The 17,833-nt window shown below is 68.6% G+C and carries 16 protein-coding genes; 7 read left to right on the top strand and 9 right to left on the bottom strand.

Annotation, left to right across the window (positions count from 1 at the left end; translation table 11 throughout):
• Positions 1–7 precede the first annotated feature (7 nt).
• A complete protein-coding gene (gene rplT, locus ACXMDP_RS01055; RefSeq protein ID WP_094511150.1) occupies positions 8–355 on the bottom strand; it encodes a 50S ribosomal protein L20 in 348 nt (115 codons plus the stop codon).
• 55 nt (positions 356–410) lie between these two features.
• Positions 411–611 (bottom strand): 50S ribosomal protein L35, encoded by a 201-nt coding sequence (rpmI, locus tag ACXMDP_RS01050; protein ID WP_094511149.1) that lies wholly within the window; start codon positions 609–611, stop codon positions 411–413.
• A 76-nt stretch (positions 612–687) separates the two neighbouring features.
• Here rpmI and ACXMDP_RS01045 point away from each other — a divergent pair, with 76 nt between their 5' ends.
• Positions 688–2,280, top strand: coding sequence for a SpoIID/LytB domain-containing protein (locus ACXMDP_RS01045; RefSeq protein WP_457767008.1), 1,593 nt, complete (start codon positions 688–690; stop codon positions 2,278–2,280).
• Positions 2,281–2,365: 85 nt separating this feature from the next.
• Positions 2,366–3,739: a glycosyltransferase gene (locus ACXMDP_RS01040; RefSeq protein WP_399232730.1), complete on the top strand. Its 1,374-nt coding sequence runs from the start codon at positions 2,366–2,368 to the stop codon at positions 3,737–3,739.
• On the opposite strand, the gene ACXMDP_RS01035 is transcribed toward ACXMDP_RS01040, so the two are convergent.
• The 5 genes from ACXMDP_RS01035 to tig all read right to left on the bottom strand — a co-directional run bounded on the left by ACXMDP_RS01035 (position 3,736) and on the right by tig (position 10,035).
• Entirely contained in the window at positions 3,736–5,760 is a 2,025-nt protein-coding gene (locus tag ACXMDP_RS01035; protein WP_259729032.1) for a DNA polymerase III subunit gamma/tau, read from the bottom strand. The two genes, ACXMDP_RS01040 and ACXMDP_RS01035, sit on opposite strands and share 4 nt — an antisense overlap.
• A gap of 31 nt (positions 5,761–5,791) precedes the next feature.
• On the bottom strand, positions 5,792–6,463 hold the full coding sequence (locus ACXMDP_RS01030) for a lecithin retinol acyltransferase family protein (RefSeq protein ID WP_259729033.1): 672 nt from the start codon (positions 6,461–6,463) through the stop codon (positions 5,792–5,794).
• A gap of 12 nt (positions 6,464–6,475) precedes the next feature.
• On the bottom strand, positions 6,476–7,822 hold the full coding sequence (gene clpX / locus ACXMDP_RS01025) for an ATP-dependent protease ATP-binding subunit ClpX (protein WP_094511144.1): 1,347 nt from the start codon (positions 7,820–7,822) through the stop codon (positions 6,476–6,478).
• A gap of 98 nt (positions 7,823–7,920) precedes the next feature.
• Positions 7,921–8,601 carry an ATP-dependent Clp endopeptidase proteolytic subunit ClpP gene (gene clpP / locus ACXMDP_RS01020; RefSeq protein WP_094511511.1) on the bottom strand — a complete coding sequence of 227 codons (681 nt, stop codon included), beginning with the start codon at positions 8,599–8,601 and terminating at the stop codon, positions 7,921–7,923.
• A gap of 51 nt (positions 8,602–8,652) precedes the next feature.
• On the bottom strand, positions 8,653–10,035 hold the full coding sequence (gene tig, locus ACXMDP_RS01015; RefSeq protein ID WP_259729034.1) for a trigger factor: 1,383 nt from the start codon (positions 10,033–10,035) through the stop codon (positions 8,653–8,655).
• 448 nt (positions 10,036–10,483) lie between these two features.
• Between tig and ACXMDP_RS01010 the strand changes: the two genes are divergently transcribed.
• The 3 genes from ACXMDP_RS01010 to ACXMDP_RS01000 all read left to right on the top strand — a co-directional run bounded on the left by ACXMDP_RS01010 (position 10,484) and on the right by ACXMDP_RS01000 (position 14,598).
• Complete coding sequence (locus ACXMDP_RS01010; RefSeq protein WP_259729035.1) at positions 10,484–11,602, top strand: aspartate-semialdehyde dehydrogenase; 1,119 nt, start codon at positions 10,484–10,486, stop codon at positions 11,600–11,602.
• Positions 11,603–11,640: 38 nt separating this feature from the next.
• Complete coding sequence (gene dapA, locus ACXMDP_RS01005; protein ID WP_457767195.1) at positions 11,641–12,495, top strand: 4-hydroxy-tetrahydrodipicolinate synthase; 855 nt, start codon at positions 11,641–11,643, stop codon at positions 12,493–12,495.
• Positions 12,496–12,621: 126 nt separating this feature from the next.
• Positions 12,622–14,598: a ribonuclease J gene (locus tag ACXMDP_RS01000; RefSeq protein ID WP_259729037.1), complete on the top strand. Its 1,977-nt coding sequence runs from the start codon at positions 12,622–12,624 to the stop codon at positions 14,596–14,598.
• Between the two features lie 25 nt (positions 14,599–14,623).
• Here the strand turns inward: ACXMDP_RS01000 and ACXMDP_RS00995 are convergent, their stop codons facing one another.
• Both ACXMDP_RS00995 and tilS read right to left on the bottom strand, forming a co-directional pair.
• On the bottom strand, positions 14,624–15,334 hold the full coding sequence (locus tag ACXMDP_RS00995; protein WP_259729038.1) for a hypothetical protein: 711 nt from the start codon (positions 15,332–15,334) through the stop codon (positions 14,624–14,626).
• A complete protein-coding gene (tilS, locus tag ACXMDP_RS00990) occupies positions 15,334–16,410 on the bottom strand; it encodes a tRNA lysidine(34) synthetase TilS (RefSeq protein WP_457767007.1) in 1,077 nt (358 codons plus the stop codon). Before tilS ends, ACXMDP_RS00995 begins: the two co-directional genes overlap by 1 nt.
• A gap of 15 nt (positions 16,411–16,425) precedes the next feature.
• Here tilS and ACXMDP_RS00985 point away from each other — a divergent pair, with 15 nt between their 5' ends.
• A complete protein-coding gene (locus tag ACXMDP_RS00985) occupies positions 16,426–17,181 on the top strand; it encodes a DUF561 domain-containing protein (protein WP_259729040.1) in 756 nt (251 codons plus the stop codon).
• 135 nt (positions 17,182–17,316) lie between these two features.
• Positions 17,317–17,742, top strand: coding sequence for a phage holin family protein (locus ACXMDP_RS00980; protein WP_259729041.1), 426 nt, complete (start codon positions 17,317–17,319; stop codon positions 17,740–17,742).
• The last annotated feature ends 91 nt before the right edge of the window (positions 17,743–17,833 follow it).

The following is a 17,833-nucleotide window of genomic DNA, read 5'->3' as shown; positions in this document are numbered from 1 at the left end:
GTGGTGATCAGCGCGTAGCGGCCGAAACCACGCTGGTGAAACTGGCCGGATCAGCCACGGCGAGCTGGGCCAGCATCTTGCGGTTCAGCAGCATGTCGGCTTTTTTCATGCCGCCCATCAGCCGGCTGTAGCTCAGCCCGTTCATGCGGGCGGCGGCGTTGATGCGGGCGATCCAGAGACGGCGGAAATCGCGCTTCCGGCGGCGACGGTCGCGGTAGGCGTTGCACAGCGCCTTCATCACACGCTGGTTGGCGGTGCGGAACAGGCTGCCGTTGCTGCCCTGGAAGCCACGGGCCAGGCGGAGGATCTTGTTACGGCGTTTACGGGCGACGTTGCCCCTCTTGACGCGGGCCATGGTGAGTTCTCAGGGCGAAATGGAAAGGAAAAGGAGTGGGCGACCTGGCGAGAGGTCAGCCGGCGTAAGGAAGCATGCGGCTGACGTTGTCGGCGTCGCGTTCGTCGACCACCGCCATCGTGCCCAGAAAACGCTTGCGCTTGGGGCTCTTGTGATCGAGCAGGTGGTTGCGGAACGCATGCCGGCGCATGAATTTTCCGCTGCCGGTCAGCTTGAACCGCTTCGCGGCAGCTTTGCGGGTCTTGAGCTTCGGCATGTCCTGCGCGACTTCACAAACAACCAAACTACGACTTGGTAGTGCCGGCTGCCAACTCCCCCCGTCCGCTTTGCCCATGCTCCGCCAGCTGTTGCGTCCTTCCGCCCCCCTCTCCCTGCAGCCCGGGTCTGCCCTGGCGCCGGTGGCCCTCGGGCTGGCGCTCACCCTTCTCGCGGCACCCAGCCTCCGTGCTGTCCCCGCTCTCGACCCCCTCCCGGCCCCTCTGCCCCTGCACTGGCCCACCAGTGCGCCGCCGCCGGTGCAGCCCGCCCAGCCCGTGTTGTGGGTGTCGCTCGGCCCACGCCTGGGCCCTGCTCCTGGCGGGGTGGCCAAGGCCGCTCCACTGGTGCTCCAGGCGGCGGCGGGTGAGCTGGTGGTCACCGACGCCGACGGCCAGCGGCTCTCGGGGTCCAGCGTTCGCCTGCGCTGGCAGGAGGAGCCCCTGGCGGAGCCGTTCCAGCTCGCCCGCACCGTGCTGGGCCCGTTCGCCAGCTTCGAGAGTGCGGAACAGGCGGCGACGGCCTGGCGGGAGCTCGGCGTGGCTCCGGTGATCGCTCATCCCGCCGAATGGGAGGTATGGGCGCCTGCCGCCACCCAGGCTCCGGCCGGCCTGCAGGCCCGGCAGGTGGAGCAGCGGTTCAGCCAACGGCTGGTGCTGACGTCCGGGGAGCCGGGAGCTGCTGGTGCGGCATTGAAAGGTCCGCTGCGGATCACGGCGCCGGGAGGGCTGCGCTGGGAGGGCGGTGTGTTCCAGGGGCCGTTCCGCCTGGCGAGCAACGCCTACGGCGGTTGGACTCTGATCGAGGAGGTGCCGCTGGAGCGCTACCTGCTGGGTGTGGTGCCCCATGAGATCGGCGCCGGATCACCGCCGGCCGCCCTCGCCGCCCAGGCGGTGCTGGCCCGCACCTGGTCGCTGCGCAACAAGCACCGCTATGCCACCGATGGCTACCACCTCTGCGCTGACACCCAGTGCCAGGTCTACGCCGATCCGCGGCAGGCGGGGGCGGCGGTCCGGGCTGCGATCCAGGCCACCCGGGGCCAGGTGCTCACCTGGCAGGGAGAGCCCATCCATGCCGTCTATCACGCCACCAACGGGGGAATGGCCGCTGGCTTTGAGGAGGTGTGGAGCGGCTCGCCGCTGCCCTATCTGCAGGCGGCGCCGGATGGCCCACCCGCTTTCAACGCGCGGTTTGCCGTGCCCCTGGCGGCGGCGTCGCTGCCGGCGCTGCTGGCCAACGGCGGTTCCGCCTATGGCGCCTACCACCCGCGCTTCCGCTGGCAGCGCCTGCTGACGACCGCTCAGGTGCAGCAGGCGCTCACCACGGCCCGGTTGCCGGTGGGCACCCCCTTGAAGCTCAGCGTGCTGGAGCGGGGACCGAGCGGCCGCGTGATGGCGCTGGCCATCGAGGGGAGCGAAGGTCGGCAGGTGCTGCGCCGCGATGCCATCCGCCGCACCTTCCGGCAGCTGCCCAGCACCCTGTTTGAGCTGAGAGCGGAGGGAGCCGGCCGCTGGCGCTTCAACGGCGGCGGCTTCGGCCATGGCGCCGGCCTCTCTCAGGCGGGTGCGATCGATCTAGCCGGTCGGGGCTGGACCCTGCCACAGCTGCTGAGTCGGTACTACCCGGGGACCCAGCTCCAGCCGCTGGAGGCGCTCGGTCAGGGCCTTTAGAGTTCGGCCCAGTTCGAGCCCTGCCACGACCGAGACCCTGTCGCGTGCGGCGTGGCATCACGGAGAGCGTTCATTCATGCCAGGCCTGACCGCTGCGAAGACCGCCTCTCGTCCTCGGCGTGGCAAAGCGGCGCTGTTCGTGCTCCTGTGCGGTTGTGCCGGCGCGGCACCCCACTGGGTGGAGCCGCCCCGCAACCTGCTGCCGGCGATCAGCCTCACCTTGCTGCTGGGCGCCTATGTGATCCGCACCGTGCTGTTCCGGCTCTGGAAACCCCAGCTGCCGGCTGCCCTCCCCGAGGCCTTGGACCACTGGCCCGACGTTGATGTGGTGGTGGCGGCGCGGGACGAGGAGGCTGTGATCGGGCGCCTGGTGGAGCGGGTGGCGCAGCTGAGCTACCCCGAAGGCCAGCTGCGTCTCTGGGTGGTGGACGACGGCAGCGAAGACCGCACAGCCGCGCTGCTGGAGGAGATCGGCAGCCGCCACTCCCTGCTCACGGTGCTGCGCCGTCCGCGCGATGCCGGTGGCGGCAAGTCGGGGGCGCTCAATGCCGTGCTGCCCCAGCTGCGCGGCCGCTGGATGCTGGTGCTGGATGCCGATGCCGGCATGCCGCGGGATCTGCTGCAGCGGCTGATTCCCTACGCAGAAGCGGGCAGCTGGGCGGCGGTGCAGCTGCGCAAGGCGGTGGTGGAAGCCGATCGCAACCTGCTCACCCAGGCCCAGGCGATGGAGATGGCCCTTGACACCGTGATCCAGCAGGGACGGCTGGCCTCCGGCGGTGTCCCCGAACTGCGTGGCAATGGCCAGTTGCTGCGGCGTGATGCCCTGGAAGCCTGTGGCGGCTTCAACGAAGCCACCGTCACCGACGACCTCGACCTGAGCTTCCGCCTGCTGCTGGGCGATTGCGGCATTGGCGTGCTCTGGGATCCGCCGGTGGAGGAGGAGGCGGTGCGCACCCTGCCCGCCCTCTGGCGGCAGCGGCAGCGGTGGGCCGAGGGGGGCCTGCAACGCTTCTTCGACTACTGGCCCAGCCTCGTGGCAGGTCCGCTGGCCCCTTCCCGCAAGTTGGATCTGGCGGCGTTCTTTCTGCTCCAGTACGCCCTGCCGGTGGTGTCGATCGCCGATCTGCTCACAGCCCTGGCCACCCGCACGCTGCCATCGATCTGGCCGCTGTCGATCGTGGCCTTCGGCCTCTCCGGGGCGGCGATCGTGGCGGGTTGCCGGCGCAGCAGCGAAGGCCCCCCCCTGCCCAACATCAATCCCTTCACCGCCGCCCTGGGCATCGCCTATCTGGCCCACTGGTTCGTGGTGATTCCCTGGGTGGCGCTGCGCATGGCCCTGCTGCCGAAACGTCTCGTCTGGGCCAAGACGCTTCACGTGGGCGAGGCATCCGGCGAGGAAAGCCACGAGGAAAGCGACGATCTCACCGGTGAGGCTGACCTCACCACCCAGGTCTCCTAGGGCGGGTTCGCCCCATCCTGCTGCCCTGGCACCGGCCCGTCGAACGCAACCACCTCGCCGTTGAAGAAGTCCGCCAGGCGCCGCGCCTTGTCGTCGAGCGGCACGGGGGTTACAGGTGGACCGGTAGGTGTGGCCGTGGTGAGGCCTGCGGCCACCGCGGGTGCTGGAAGGCCAGTTGCAGCAACGGCAGCCATGGCCGTCACAGCAGCCCCAGGCCCTGAACCGGCGGCGGAGGGCGCCTGAGCCGGCTGCAGCCCCGGTACAGGCGGTGTCACAGCAGCTGGCGGGGAGACCGTTCGCAACGGCATCGCCGTGGCGGCTTCCGGTCGCTGTGCCTGGTCCGGTCCCTGGCCCAGTCCCGGTGCCGCTGGTGCTGGCGTTGGCCCCCCTCCGCCCGGCACGGCCCCAGCGGGTGCCCCTGAACCGTCAGCGGTGGCACGCGGTGGACCTGGGGCGTCGGCGCTCTCCAGCACGAGCTGGCGGGCGGAGCCCAGCGCACTTTGCAGGGCCTTCTCCAGCAGCGGCAGGCGGCTCTGCACCATCGCCACCCAGTTGCCGCTGACCCGCACCACCGCCCTCTGCCCGTCGAGGCGCACCAGTGCCGCCTGCTGGGACAGGAGCATGCGGGTGGAGGGAAGCTCCAGGCTGGCCAGGATCTGTTGCCACAGCTCGGTGAGGTCGCTGCCGCCCCCTGGGCTGGAGGGCACCGGGTCTGGAGGGACCTGGGCTGCGGGCCTAGGGGCTGCGGGCCCCGGGGCCCCGGGGCCCGGCACGCCGGGCTCTGCGGCTGCAGGGACCGGGGCACGCGCGGCTGCAGGGCCATGCGCATTCGCAGCTGGCGCGCTGGGAACGGCTGGGGCCTGGGCGGGCGCAGCAGCTCCCGGCGAAACAGAAACCGGCGCGGCGGCGCTGCCCGTCGACGCTTCGGCCAGCAGGCCCAGCAGCAGCACCTCCAGCCACAGGCGTGGCTGCACGCTCTGGCGCAGCTGCTGTTCGCTGCCCTTGAGGCCGGCCTGCCAGCTCAGAAGCCGGGGGGTGGAGATGCGGGCCGCCAGCTCCGGCAGCTGGGGCCGGAACTGGGGGGAAAGGCTGCTCAACTCCAGGCGCCCGGGCGCGGCTGCGGCCACCGTGAGGTCGCGCAACAACGAGGCCAACCCCTGCAGCACCGCCCCCGGGTCGCGGCCCCGCTCCAGCAGCTCGCGGCAGGTTTCCACCACGGCCAATGGCTCAGTGCCGGCGAGAGCCGCGGCCAGGGAGAGCAACTCCTGTTCTGGCACCGCCCCGAGCAGCTCCCAGACGGCTCCAGCCTCCACCGGGGCAGGCAGGAGGCTGAGCTGGTCGAGCAGGCTTTCGGCATCGCGCAGGCCGCCCTGGGCCCGCTGGGCCACCACATGCAGGGCCTCGGGCGTGATGCTGATCGCTTCGAGCCGGGCGATCTCGCCCAAGTGGGTTTCGATCGCTTCCAGCGGAATGCGGCGGAAATCGAAGCGCTGGCAACGGGACAGGATGGTGGGCAGCACCCGCTGCGGATCGGTGGTGGCCAGCACGAACACCACCCGCGGCGGTGGCTCCTCCAGGGTCTTGAGCAGCGCATTGAAGGCAGCGGTCGAGAGCATGTGGCACTCGTCGATCACGTAGACCTTCCAGCGGGCCTGCACCGGCGCGAAGCGCGAGCGTTCGATCAGTTCCCGGATGTTGTCGACCCCGGTGTTGGAGGCCGCATCGATCTCGATCACATCAAGGGCATTGCCCGCCGTGATTGAACGGCACAGCTCGCAGACGCCGCAGGGTTCGGGGGTGGGGCCGTCGGCGGCGATGCAGTTGAGCGAGCGGGCCAGGATCCGCGCGCTGGAGGTCTTGCCGGTGCCGCGTGGACCGCTGAACAGATAGGCGGGCGCGATCCGCCCCTGCCGCAGGGCGTTGCTGAGGGTGGCCACGATCGCCTGCTGGCCCACCAGCTGGTCGAAGCGCTGGGGACGGTACTTGTGATGGAGCGGCTGGTAGGCGCTGGCCTGGGTCATGGCGGGGTCCCCGACGGCCTGATCAGCGAGGTTACTGGGGGCTCCCGGTGCCCAGCAGACGCTCCAGCCGGCCTTCCAGTTCCTCCACCGCTTCCAGCTGATCGGCCAGGTTCTGGGCCTGCAGCCGGAGGCGGTCGAACTGGTCGCTGCTGCCGCCATTCCAGCGGGCTTCGGCCTGCTCCAGCTCCCGCTCCAGCCGCTGCTGCAGCTTCAGCCGCAGGGCATCGAGCTGCTCCAGGCTGCGGCGGGCCAGCTCGCGGCCGCGCTCCAGCTGGGTGCCGTCGATGGTCAGACCCTGGCGCAGCAGCAGGCGCACGGCCACCAGCAGGGCGGCGGGGATGAACTGACCCAGGGCCAGGGCGCCGAGACTGCCGGTGCCCAGCCATCCCTCCACCTGGGAGCTGCGGTGCCGCCCGGTCTTACACCAGCTGGCGAAATGCTCGCAGTTGTTGAACACCAGGTTGTAGCGCTGCTCGCCCAAGCGGCCCATGGCGCGCCGCAGGGTCACGCCCACCGGCGACACCTCCCCTTCCGGGTAGCTCACCACGCTGACCGCTTCGCCACGGGAGAAGTCGGCGAGCGGGCTGCGCAGGATCTGGCGGCCCTCCAGGTAGTGGGCCACCGTACCGTCGCCCAGATCGATGCCGTGGTGGTCGAACAGGCCGTGCTGGCGCGGCACCTGCAGATGGTCAGCCGTTGCCATGGCGGCTGTGCCTCAAGCGGATTCCTGTTTGTCGACCAGGCCGGGGTAGGGAAGAATCTTGGCGCGCGAGCGCTGCTCCACCAGCTCACGGGTGATCGTGAAGGTGGTGATCGCGTCGTTGGAGGGGATGTCGTACATCACATCGAGCATCAGTTCCTCGACGATGCCCCGCAGCGCCCGGGCGCCGGTGCGGCGGCGGTGGGCCTCTTGGGCGATCGCCTCGATGGCGCCGGCCTCGAACTCCAGCCGCACGTTGTCCATGCTCATCAGGGTCTGGAACTGCTTCACCAGCGCGTCGCGCGGCTCGGTGAGGATGGCTTCGAGGGAGCGGATGTCGAGCGGTTCGAGCACGGCGCTCACCGGCAGCCGGCCGATGAATTCGGGGATCAGGCCGTAGCGCACCAGGTCGTCGGGTTCGAGGTGGCGCAGCACGTGGGCCGCCTGCTGCTCCTTCTGGACGCGGCTGCGGCCGCGGCCGTCGCTGGGCAGAAAGCCGATCGAATTGCGACCCAGCCGCCGCTGCACCACATCCTCGAGGCCGGTGAATGCGCCGCCGCAGACGAACAGGATCTGGCTGGTGTCGATCTGGATGCAGTCTTGGTAGGGGTGCTTGCGGCCGCCCTGCGGCGGAACGTTGGCCACCGTTCCCTCCAGCATCTTGAGCAGGGCCTGCTGCACCCCTTCGCCCGAGACATCCCGGGTGATCGAGGGGTTCTCGCTCTTGCGGGCGATCTTGTCGATCTCGTCGATATAGATGATGCCTCGCTGGGCCTGCTCCACATCCAGGTCGGCCTTCTGCAGCAGCCGCAGCAGGATGTTCTCCACGTCTTCGCCCACGTAGCCGGCTTCGGTGAGCGTGGTGGCGTCGGCCACCGCGAAGGGCACGTCGAGCAGTTCGGCGAGCGTCTGGGCCAGGAGGGTCTTGCCGGAGCCGGTGGGGCCGATCAGCAGGATGTTGGATTTGTGCAGACGGGTGGCGAGATGGTCGGTTTCGCCCTGCCCATCTCCCTGCCAGGCGAGGCGTTTGTAGTGGTTGTAGACCGCCACCGACAGCACTTTCTTGGCTTCGTCCTGCCCCACCACCTGCCGGTCGAGGTAGGCCTTGATCTCCCGCGGCTTGGGGACGGTGGCAAGGGTGGGGGCCGGTTTGGTGCCCTTCCTGGGCGCAGGCTTGCGGCCGCTGTCGTGGTGGGTGCGGGGGCTTCCGGCCGTGTCCACCAGCTCTTCATCGAGAATCTCGTTGCAGAGATCGATGCATTCGTCGCAGATGTAAACGCCTGGTCCGGCGATCAGCTTCCGCACCTGTTCCTGCGATTTTCCGCAGAACGAGCACTTCAGATGGGCGTCGAACTTTGCCATCGCGTGGGATCCGGGAGCGGAGGAGGAACGCTGGAGGCCGGAACTCCAGATGGGGCCGGAATGACGGGGTCAGACGAAGGGGGCCGCACTGGCGCGGCTCAGGCCGGCATGGTGTCAGTGACGACACGGTCGATCAGCCCGTAGGTCACGGCTTCGTGTGGAGACAAAAAGTAGTCGCGGTCGGTGTCTTCGGCAATCTTTGCCAAAGGCTGGCCGGTGTGTTCGGCCATCAGTCCGTTCAAGGTGTCTTTGAGGAAAAGGATCTCCTTCGCCTGGATTTCGATGTCGACCGCCTGGCCCTGGGCTCCGCCCAACGGTTGGTGAATCATGATCCGGGCGCTTGGCAGCGCCATGCGCTTGCCCTTGGTGCCACCGGAGAGCAGGAAGGCCCCCATGCTCGCGGCCAGTCCGTAGCAGATGGTGACCACATCGGGGGCCACCTGCTGCATGGTGTCGTAGATGGCCAGACCTGCGGTGACCGAACCGCCGGGTGAGTTGACGTAGATCTGGATGTCCTTGTCGGGATCTTCCGCCTCCAGGAAGAGCAACTGGGCCACCAGCGAATCGGCCACGGCGTCGTCGATGCCGGTGCCGAGGAAGATGATCCGCTCGCGCAGCAGACGCGAGTAGATGTCAAACGCCCGCTCGCCCCTGCCGGATTGCTCCACCACGGTGGGGAGCACCCCCGGAGCGGCCTGGGGCCCCGCGCCGCTGAGGGCCATGGGTGGTTGACCCTGCCAGCGGTTCTGGATCGGATGGGGGCGGAAGGCGTCGATCACGCGGCCGTGGGGATGCAAGGGGAGATGAAGTCAATCTATGGCCGCTGCGCTTCAGCCCGCTGCGGCAGGAGGTTCGGTGGCGGCTTTGTCAGCTCCCTCGCTGGCTTGTGCTGCCGGCTCCGGCGCCTTCTCGGTGACGGTGCTGTTCGCCTCCAGCCACTCCAGCAGCTTCTCGCGCAGCAGGTCGTCGGCCACGGCCAGCCGCAGCCGCTCGGGGTCGATCGTGCTGGTGTCGCTGAAGCCCTTGCTCACCTCCTTCACCTTGGCGTCAATGACGGCCGGCTCCACCGCGATCGTTTCGGCCTCGGCCAGAGCCTGCAGGGCGAAGGTGCGCTTCAGCCGCTGCACCGCCTCAGGACGGGAGGTGTCCATCAGGCTGCGAACCAGCTCCTGGGTGAACAGCTTCTTGACGTCCATGCCCTGCTGAGCGATCTGGCTGGCCGTCTGCTCGATCAAGGAGCGCACTTCCTGCTGGATCAGACTTTCGGGCAGCTCCACCTCCAGCTGCTCCACCAGTGCATTGAGCAGGGCTTCCTGGCGGCCGTTGCGGGCGCGCCGTTCGGCGTCATCGCGCAGCCTGGTCTCCAGGTCGGCCCGCATCTCGGCCACGGTGGCCTTGTCACTGGCTTCCTGGGCGAAGGCATCGTCGAGGGCGGGCAGTTCGCGGGTCTTGAGGTCGCTGAGCGTGATCGCGAAGCTGGCGGCCCGGCCGCGCGCGTCTTCCTGGGGGTAGTCGTCGGGGAACTGGCAGCTGACCTGGCGCTCCTCGCCGATGGTCATGCCGAGGATGCCTTCCACGAATCCGGGGATCATGCGGCCATCGTCGAGCTCCACCTCCAGGGCTTCGGCGGTACCGCCCACGATCGGCTCACCGGTGTCGGCGTAGCTGCCGCTGAAGCTCACCACCGCCACATCGCCGCTGGCGGCGGGCCGGCCTTCCACCGGCACCAGGGTGGCCCGCTGGCGGCGGGATTGCTCGATCAGTTCATCGATGCGGGCCGGGTCGAAACTGACCGCTTCCGCTTCGGCCGTCAGGCCGGTGGTGGCCTTCAGGCTGGGGGTGGGCTGCACATCAAGTTCCAGGGTGAGCACCAGGGCATCCCCGGGGTTGAAGCGCTCCAGCAGCGCCTCGAAGCCTTCGCTCAGTTCGGGGCTGCTGAGCGCCTCGATCTTTTCCTGAGCGAGCGCATCGCGCCAGACGCTGTCGACCAGGTCTTCGAGGGCGGTGGCGCGGATCCGCAGCGGACCGATCTGCTGCAGCAGCACTGGCCGCGGCACCTTGCCGGGCCGGAACCCCGGCAGGCGCACGCTGCGGCTCAGCTTGTTGACCGCCGCTTCGTAGCTGGCCTGGGAACGGCCGCCAGGGATCTCCACTTCCAGGGCCAACCGGCTGCCGGGGAGGGGGCTGGTCTTGACCTTCAAAGCAGAGCTCATGGACGAACCGGCTGGACCGGCGGGGCAGGGCAGCTCCCGATACTAGAAACTCGCCTCTCCCCCCTATGGACCGGGCAGAGGCCGCCCCAGGCAGCCCCATCCTTGTTCGCCAAAGCGATGGGGTCCGGGTAAGGTGATCGGGACGACAAACAGATCCATATCCCCATCCGGTTCGATGCCGGCTGGAAACGCTCTTCTCGTAAAGCCCGAGGCCAGGCCGTTTCCACCCCGTCTGAATCGCCGCACTTGCTGCACAGAGTTTTCACACCCCACTGCTCTCCTCACCTTTCCCTTTTCGTCTGTCTTCGTTTCCCTCGCTTCGTCGGTCGGCCCACTCCGTTCTCTTTCCAAGCGCTCGTTGCAAGGCCCAGCCGCTGCCTCCTGATCCGTTTCGGCTCCACCCCGTCTGAATCCATTTTCGTCTGCTGCTCCGTTCTCCCCCGCTACGTTGTCCACCGCACCATCCGCCTCCTTTCTGAATCGCCAGCCGCTCACCGTCGCCGTACTCGGCGCCACCGGTGCGGTGGGCTGTGAGCTGCTTGAGCTGCTGGAGGAACGCCAGTTCCCGGTGGCCGAGCTGCGCCTGCTGGCCTCCCCCCGCTCCGCTGGCCGCAGCCTCACCTGGCGGGGCCAGGCGCTCACCGTCCAGCCGGTCGCCCCGGACGCCTTCGAAGGGGTGGACCTGGTCCTGGCCTCTGCGGGCGGCTCCATCTCCCGGCAGTGGGCGCCGGTGGCGGTGGCGGCCGGCGCCGTGGTGATCGACAACTCCAGCGCGTTCCGCCTGGATGAGGATGTGCCGCTGGTGGTGCCCGAAGTGAATCCGGCGGCGGCGTTCGCCCACCGGGGCATCGTGGCCAATCCCAACTGCACCACGATCCTGCTCACCCTGGCCCTGGCTCCTCTTCAGGCCCGGCGTCCGATCCGGCGTGTCGTGGTGAGCACCTACCAATCGGCCAGCGGCGCGGGAGCCCGGGCGATGGAGGAGCTGCGCGCGCTCAGCCGCACCGTGCTCGATGGTGGCCAGCCCGTGAGCACGGTGCTGCCCCACTCGCTCGCCTTCAACCTCTTCCTGCACAACTCGCCGCTGCAGGGCAACGGTTACTGCGAGGAGGAGCTGAAGATGGTCAATGAAACCCGCAAGATCATGCAGCTGCCGCAGCTGCGCCTCACCGCCACCTGCGTGCGCGTGCCCGTGCTCAGGGCCCATTCGGAGGCGGTGAACATCGAGTTCGAAGAGCCCTTCCCCCCCGAGGAGGCCCGTGCCCTGCTGGCGGCGGCACCCGGTGTGGAGCTGATCGAGGATTTCGATGCCAACCGTTTCCCCATGCCCACCGATGTGACCGGCAGGGATCCTGTGGCGATCGGTCGGCTGCGCCAGGACATCAGCGATCCACATGCGCTGGAGCTCTGGCTCTGTGGCGATCAGATCCGCAAGGGGGCCGCGCTCAACGCCATCCAGATCGCCGAGCTGCTGTTCGACCCGTCCCGCCAGCCCCCAGGCGGCAGGGCCGAGCCCTCCGCGGCAACACCATCCCGCGCGCAATCCCTTGCAGGAGGTGCCGGTTGACACTGGTTGCCGCGCCTTTCGGCCGGGTGCTCACCGCCATGGTCACGCCGTTCGCGGCCGATGGCTCCCTTGATCTCGATCTGGCTGCCCGCCTGGCGGTGCACCTGGTCGCCCATGGCTCCGACGGTCTGGTGGTGTGCGGCACCACCGGCGAATCCCCCACGCTCAGCTGGGATGAGCAGCATCAGCTGTTCCAGGCTGTGAAGGAGGCGGTGGGACCCGGCGCCAAGGTGCTCGCCGGCACCGGCAGCAACTGCACGGCTGAGGCCGTGGAGGCGATCTCCCAGGCGGCCGCGCTCGGTGCCGACGGTGCCCTGGTGGTGGTGCCTTACTACAACAAACCGCCCCAGGAGGGGCTCGAGGCCCACTTCCGGGCCGTCGCCAGCGCCGTGCCGGAGCTGCCGATCATGCTCTACAACATCCCCGGCCGCACTTCCTGCAGCCTGGCCCCGGAGACCACCGAGCGGCTGATGGATCTGCCCAACGTGGTGAGCTACAAGGCCGCCAGTGGCAGCACCGACGAAGTCACCCAGCTAAGGGTCCGCTGCGGCTCGGCCCTGGCAATCTACAGCGGCGACGATGCCCTCACCCTGCCGATGCTGGCGCTCGGGGCTGTGGGTGTGGTGAGCGTGGCCAGCCATCTGGTGGGCCCCCAGATCCGGCAGATGATCACCGCCTTCCATGCCGGTGACCATGCCACCGCCCAGGCGCTGCACGAGCAGATGATGCCGCTGTGCCGGGCGCTGTTCTCCAGTACCAATCCCATTCCGGTCAAGGCCGCCCTGCAGCTTGAAGGCTGGCCCGTGGGCGCCCCCCGACTTCCTCTTGTTTCTGCCGACAGCGATGTGCGTGAACGATTGACCACGGCCCTGGCCGCCCTGCGTCCCACGTGACGCCAAGGCTCCCCTCCGGCATGGCCTCGCCCGGAACTCCTGCTTCAGCTTCACCGCACCAGACCACAACATCTGCTCCACAGCTCCATCCCCCTTCGTTCCGGATCTGATCCGGAGACACCCCTGATGACCTCAAGCACCAACGGCAAACAACCCTGTCTCCGAGTGATTCCCCTCGGCGGCCTGCACGAGATCGGCAAGAACACCTGCGTGTTCGAGTACGGCGATGACCTGATGCTGGTGGATGCCGGCCTGGCCTTCCCCAGCGACGGCATGCACGGCGTGAACGTGGTGCTGCCCGACACCAGCTATCTGCGCGAAAACCAGAAGCGCATCCGCGGCATGATCGTGACCCACGGTCACGAAGATCACATCGGTGGCATTCCGCATCACCTCAAGAACTTCAACATCCCCGTGATCTACGGGCCGCGGCTGGCGATGTCCATGCTGCAGGGGAAAATGGAGGAGGCAGCGGTCACCGATCGCACCGTCATCCAAACCGTGAGCCCCCGCGATGTGGTGAAGGTGGGGCAGCATTTCAAGGTGGAGTTCATCCGCAACACCCACTCGATCGCTGACAGCTTCAGCCTTGCGATCACCACCCCCGTGGGCGTGGTGGTGTTCACCGGCGATTTCAAGTTCGACCACACCCCGGTGGATGGCGAATACTTCGACATCCAGCGCATGGCCCATTACGGCGAGCAGGGCGTGCTCTGCCTGTTCAGCGACTCCACCAATGCCGAGATTCCCGGCTTCACCCCGCCCGAGCGGGCTGTGTTCCCGAATCTGGATCGACACTTCGCCAATGCCGAAGGGCGGGTGATCGTCACCACCTTCGCCAGCTCGGTGCATCGGGTGTCGATGATTCTGGAGCTGGCCATGAAGCACGGCCGCAAGGTGGGCCTGCTGGGCCGCTCCATGCTCAACGTGATCGCCAAGGCGCGCGAGCTGGGCTATATCCGCTGCCCCGATGAGCTGTTCGTACCGATCAAGCAGATCCGTGATCTGCCCGACCGTGAAACCCTGCTGCTGATGACCGGCAGCCAGGGTGAACCCCTCGCTGCCCTGAGCCGCATCTCCCGTGGCGAGCACCCGCAGGTGCAGGTGAAATCCACCGACACGATCATCTTCTCGGCCAGCCCGATCCCCGGCAACACCATCTCAGTGGTGAACACCATCGACCGGCTGATGATGATGGGGGCGAAGGTTGTGTACGGCAAAGGCGAGGGCATCCACGTGTCCGGACACGGTTGCCAGGAGGATCACAAGTTGATGCTGGCGCTTACCCGGCCGAAGTTCTTCGTGCCCGTCCACGGTGAGCACCGCATGCTCGTATGCCACTCCAGGACGGCCCAGTCGATGGGGGTCCCCGCCGACAACATCCTCATCATCGACAACGGCGATGTGGTGGAACTCACCCCCGACCGCATCCACAAAGGGGAACCGGTGAAGGCCGGCATTGAGCTGCTCGATGCCTCCCGCAACGGCATCGTCGACGCTCGTGTGCTCAAGGAGCGCCAGCAGCTGGCTGAAGACGGGGTGATCACCCTGCTCACCGTGATCAGCACCGATGGCGTGATGGCGGCCCCGCCGCGGGTGAACCTGCGCGGCGTGGTCACCACAGCCGATGCCCGCAAGCTCTCGGTCTGGGCCGAGCGTGAGATCACCTGGGTGCTGGAGAACCGCTGGAATCAGCTCTCCCGCAACAGCGGCGGCAAGGCACCCGATGTGGATTGGGTGGGCGTGCAGCGCGAGATCGAAGTGGGGCTGCAGCGCCGGCTGCGCCGCGAGCTGCAGGTGGAGCCGCTGATCATCTGTCTGGTCCAGCCGGCTCCTGGTGGCACGCCCGCCTACAAGGGCCGCGCCGATGCCGAGCCCGACACCCGGCCGGCTCCCCGCACCGTGCGGCACCAGAGCCGCGAGGTGGTGCGGGATGGTGCGGTGCGCACGGCCCCGGCGGCTGCCGCCACGCCAGCTCGCCAACTCGCCGTGGCCGCACCAGCGGCCGCCGTCGTCAAGGAGGAGCCTCAGGCAGAGCGCCGCGAGGAACCTGAAATGCCCGCCAACCGGGTGCGCCGCCGCCGTTCCACCGCCGCGGGCTGACGCCGCCGCCGGGTGGTGCTGGGCCTCAGTCCAGCACCACCCGCAGCAGTCCTTTCATCAGCTCCGCTTCCTCTTCGGGGCTGATTTCCAGCGGAGGCAGGGACGTGCGCCCCGCATCGGCGGTCCAGCGGGTTGCTGGCGTGGTGTCTTCCACCACCCTCACGTTCACGGTTTCGATGGGGGGCGGAACTGGCAGCACCGTCTCGATCGCCAGTCTGCTGCTGCCGGAGGCCGCACCCTGGGCAGAGCCGCCCTTCGGGGTCGTGGGCATGAACGGCAGCGAGCTGTACGCGCTTGCCTCGAGGTCGAGCAGCTCCGCCTCCTCGTCGTCCCCGTTACCGCTCAGCCAGGGCATGGCGGCGTTGCCGCCGGTCTTTGGCTTGGTCGGTCGATCACGAACATGCCCCGGCGCGGACTCACTGGCCTGTTGTTGCAACGCCTTCTCGGTGAGCTCCACCCCCTGCGCCGCCAGGTCGCGGTAGATGGGGTCGAGGGCGTTGTCGAGCACGTTGTGGTACAGCTGCCCGGCGCGCAGCGGCTGCTGCAGCCCATAGAAATTGATGTGGCCGAGCAGCAGCTTGAGGCGGAGCACCTGGGGACGGTTCCCCGTGCCTTCCACTTCCTCCATCAACGCTTCGGCGCCGGACAGGGCTTCGTCGTAGCGTCCCTCGCTGTAGGCCAGCTCCACCATGCCGTAGTTGCGATCGAAGCTGGCCTGATCGAAAACGTCGGACATCAGTGGGGGGTGGTGTGGAGGGTCGAAGCCGATGCTGGATCGGTGCGGCTGACTGACCGCTCCAGTGTGAGCGTTGCGCGCCCCCACACCAGCCGCCAGCCCTCGGCAAGATCCAGGCTGCCAGCCCCGCGCTCCGGCGGCAACCGCTGCCTCAGACGCTCCAGCTGGGAGCTCAGCGGCCCGGAGCCCGTTTCCCGCTCGATCCAGTGGTGCAGCACCGCCCGCTGAGTGGCCGCCGACAGACCGGCAAGGGCGGCACGCCTGAGCGTGCGGGGGCTGTCAGGCTCGCTGAGCGCTGCGATGCTGAGGGCCAGCAGCTCGCTCTGCAGCGCCTGGCCGTGCTCCAGCCGTTCGGCCAGGGCGTTCATGCGCCGGCTGGCCCCGGGATGCAGCTCCTCCAGCACCGGCAGCACCTGATGGCGGATGCGGTTGCGGCTGAAGCGAGGATCCGTGTTGCTGGAGTCGGGCCACACGGGCAGGCCACGGTCTGCGCAGAACCGCTCCGTTTCCTGACGCATCAGCCCCAGCAGCGGCCGGGCGATCTGAACAGTGCCGCTGCTGGGACGCAGGCGTCTCAGGCTCGCCAGACCCCGCAGATGGGTGCCGCGGGCCAGGTGCAGAAGCATGGTTTCGGCGCGGTCGCTGGCGGTGTGGCCCGTGGCCACCCGGCGGCAACCCAGCCGCAGCGCCTGGTGCTGCAAGCAGTGGTAACGCCATTCCCGTGCCTCCGCTTCCGAGGCCAGCGCTCGGTCAGGGGTGGCCAGCTCCAGCGGCAACTGCTGCTGCCTGGCCCAGGCGGCAAGCTCCCGGGCCTGGCTGCTGGCTTCGGGGCGCCAGCCGTGATCGCCGTGCCAGAGATGGAGTTGCCAGTGGTGCAGGCGGCGCAGGTCAAGCAGCAGCCCGGTCATCGCCATCGAATCCTGCCCGCCGGAAACCGCCAGCAGCAGCCGCTCCCCCGGTGGCAGCAGCTCGGGCAGCAGCAGCAGGGTCCGGTGCAGGCGCAGGTGAAGAGGGCTCCACGGGGAGGCGGCAGCTGGCGGCTCCCCGTGCATGGCGGGTGGGACAATGCCAGTCATCCGCTGCCCCCGCCGATGTCCCGTCTTGCCAGTCTGCCCGCTGCTCTGCAAGCTTCGCTGGCCTCGCGGCGGATGCTGAAGGTGATCGCGGGCCTCACCAATCGCGACACGGCCTCGGTGGCGGCGGTGAGCCGGGCGGCGGGCGCTGGCGGCGCCGATTTGATCGACGTGGCCTGTGACCCCGAGCTGGTCCGGCTGGCGACGGCGGCCTCCGGTCTGCCGATCTGCGCCTCGGCGGTCGACCCCGAGCTGTTCCCCGCGGTGGTCGCCGCCGGCGCCGCCATGGTGGAGATCGGCAATTTCGATGCCTTCTATCCGCTCGGCCGCCGCTTCGGTGCCGAGGAGGTGATCGCCCTCACCCGCCGCACCCGGCAGTTACTTCCCGACGTGGTGCTGTCTGTCACCGTGCCGCACATCCTGCCGCTGGACCAGCAGGAGCAGCTGGCAGTGGTCCTGGCGGCCGAAGGCGCTGACATCATCCAGACCGAAGGCGGCACCAGTGCCCTCCCCCACAGCGCCGGCATCCTCGGCCTGATCGAGAAGGCGGCACCCACCCTGGCGGCGGCCCACACGATCAGCCGCGCCGTCCCCCTGCCGGTGCTGTGCGCCTCCGGCCTCTCGGCCGTCAGCCTGCCGCTGGCGATCGCCGCCGGCGCCAGCGGCGTGGGCGTGGGCTCGGCCATCAACCGCCTCCACGACGACCTGGCGATGCTTGCGGTGGTGCGCAGCCTGCGCGAGGCGCTCAACGGCGTTCCGGCAGCCGTTCATTGACCCGATTGGCCGTCTGGCCAAAGCTGGTGCCGCGACGGTTGGTTTGCCTGTCTCCTGGGCCATGAAGGAATGTGCCCAGCGCCCTATGCACCCCCTGGTGAGGTGGATAGGGTTCAGTGTCCGCATCTTTGAAGCATGGGAGCCTTTGTCTGGCTGCTGCAGTGGCCCATCCGCGCCGGCATCCTGCTGATCGTGGCGGCTCTCCCCCTGGGGGTGGAGATGTCCAACTTCGGGACGGCCATGCTCTCTGCTGTGGTGATCGGCCTGCTGGGCACCCTGCTGGTGTGGCCGCTGAAACTGCTGCTCGCTCTCCCCTGGGCGGTCACCAGCCTGGGTGGATTGATCACCCCGGTGACCTTCCTGTTCAACTGGCTGATCACGATCATCCTGTTCGCCCTGGCGGCGTGGCTGATCCCGGGCTTCCGGCTGCGCGGTGGAGCGGTGAGTGCGATCTTCGGCGCCCTGGCCTACAGCATCCTCAGCACCTTGATTCTCGGCCTGCTGGGCCTCAATGTGAGCTTCACCCGTGCAGGTCTGCTGGCCGGGGCCGGGCTCAGCTGAAAACTGGCGGGCTCTGGGCGGCTCTCCGCCGCTTTACCCCTTGCGGCTTCCTTAGGATCAGCTGCTACCGGCAGGCCTGGCCTGGCATCCG

The organism is Cyanobium sp. ULC065 (assembly GCF_977927515.1).
Note: the sequence above shows the minus strand (reverse complement) of the source record. Positions and strands in the feature narration are given on the sequence as shown.

Bases quoted from the DNA above. Each gene is read 5' to 3' on its own strand.
- rplT (WP_094511150.1), bottom strand. From the start codon at position 355: ATGGCCCGCGTCAAGAGGGGCAACGTCGCCCGTAAACGCCGTAACAAG.
- rpmI (WP_094511149.1), bottom strand. From the start codon at position 611: ATGCCGAAGCTCAAGACCCGCAAAGCTGCCGCGAAGCGGTTCAAGCTG.
- ACXMDP_RS01045 (WP_457767008.1), top strand. From the start codon at position 688: ATGCTCCGCCAGCTGTTGCGTCCTTCCGCCCCCCTCTCCCTGCAGCCC.
- ACXMDP_RS01035 (WP_259729032.1), bottom strand. From the start codon at position 5,760: ATGACCCAGGCCAGCGCCTACCAGCCGCTCCATCACAAGTACCGTCCC.
- ACXMDP_RS01030 (WP_259729033.1), bottom strand. From the start codon at position 6,463: ATGGCAACGGCTGACCATCTGCAGGTGCCGCGCCAGCACGGCCTGTTC.
- clpX (WP_094511144.1), bottom strand. From the start codon at position 7,822: ATGGCAAAGTTCGACGCCCATCTGAAGTGCTCGTTCTGCGGAAAATCG.
- tig (WP_259729034.1), bottom strand. From the start codon at position 10,035: ATGAGCTCTGCTTTGAAGGTCAAGACCAGCCCCCTCCCCGGCAGCCGG.
- dapA (WP_457767195.1), top strand. From the start codon at position 11,641: ATGGTCACGCCGTTCGCGGCCGATGGCTCCCTTGATCTCGATCTGGCT.
- ACXMDP_RS01000 (WP_259729037.1), top strand. From the start codon at position 12,622: ATGACCTCAAGCACCAACGGCAAACAACCCTGTCTCCGAGTGATTCCC.
- ACXMDP_RS00995 (WP_259729038.1), bottom strand. From the start codon at position 15,334: ATGTCCGACGTTTTCGATCAGGCCAGCTTCGATCGCAACTACGGCATG.
- tilS (WP_457767007.1), bottom strand. From the start codon at position 16,410: ATGACTGGCATTGTCCCACCCGCCATGCACGGGGAGCCGCCAGCTGCC.
- ACXMDP_RS00985 (WP_259729040.1), top strand. From the start codon at position 16,426: ATGTCCCGTCTTGCCAGTCTGCCCGCTGCTCTGCAAGCTTCGCTGGCC.
- ACXMDP_RS00980 (WP_259729041.1), top strand. From the start codon at position 17,317: ATGGGAGCCTTTGTCTGGCTGCTGCAGTGGCCCATCCGCGCCGGCATC.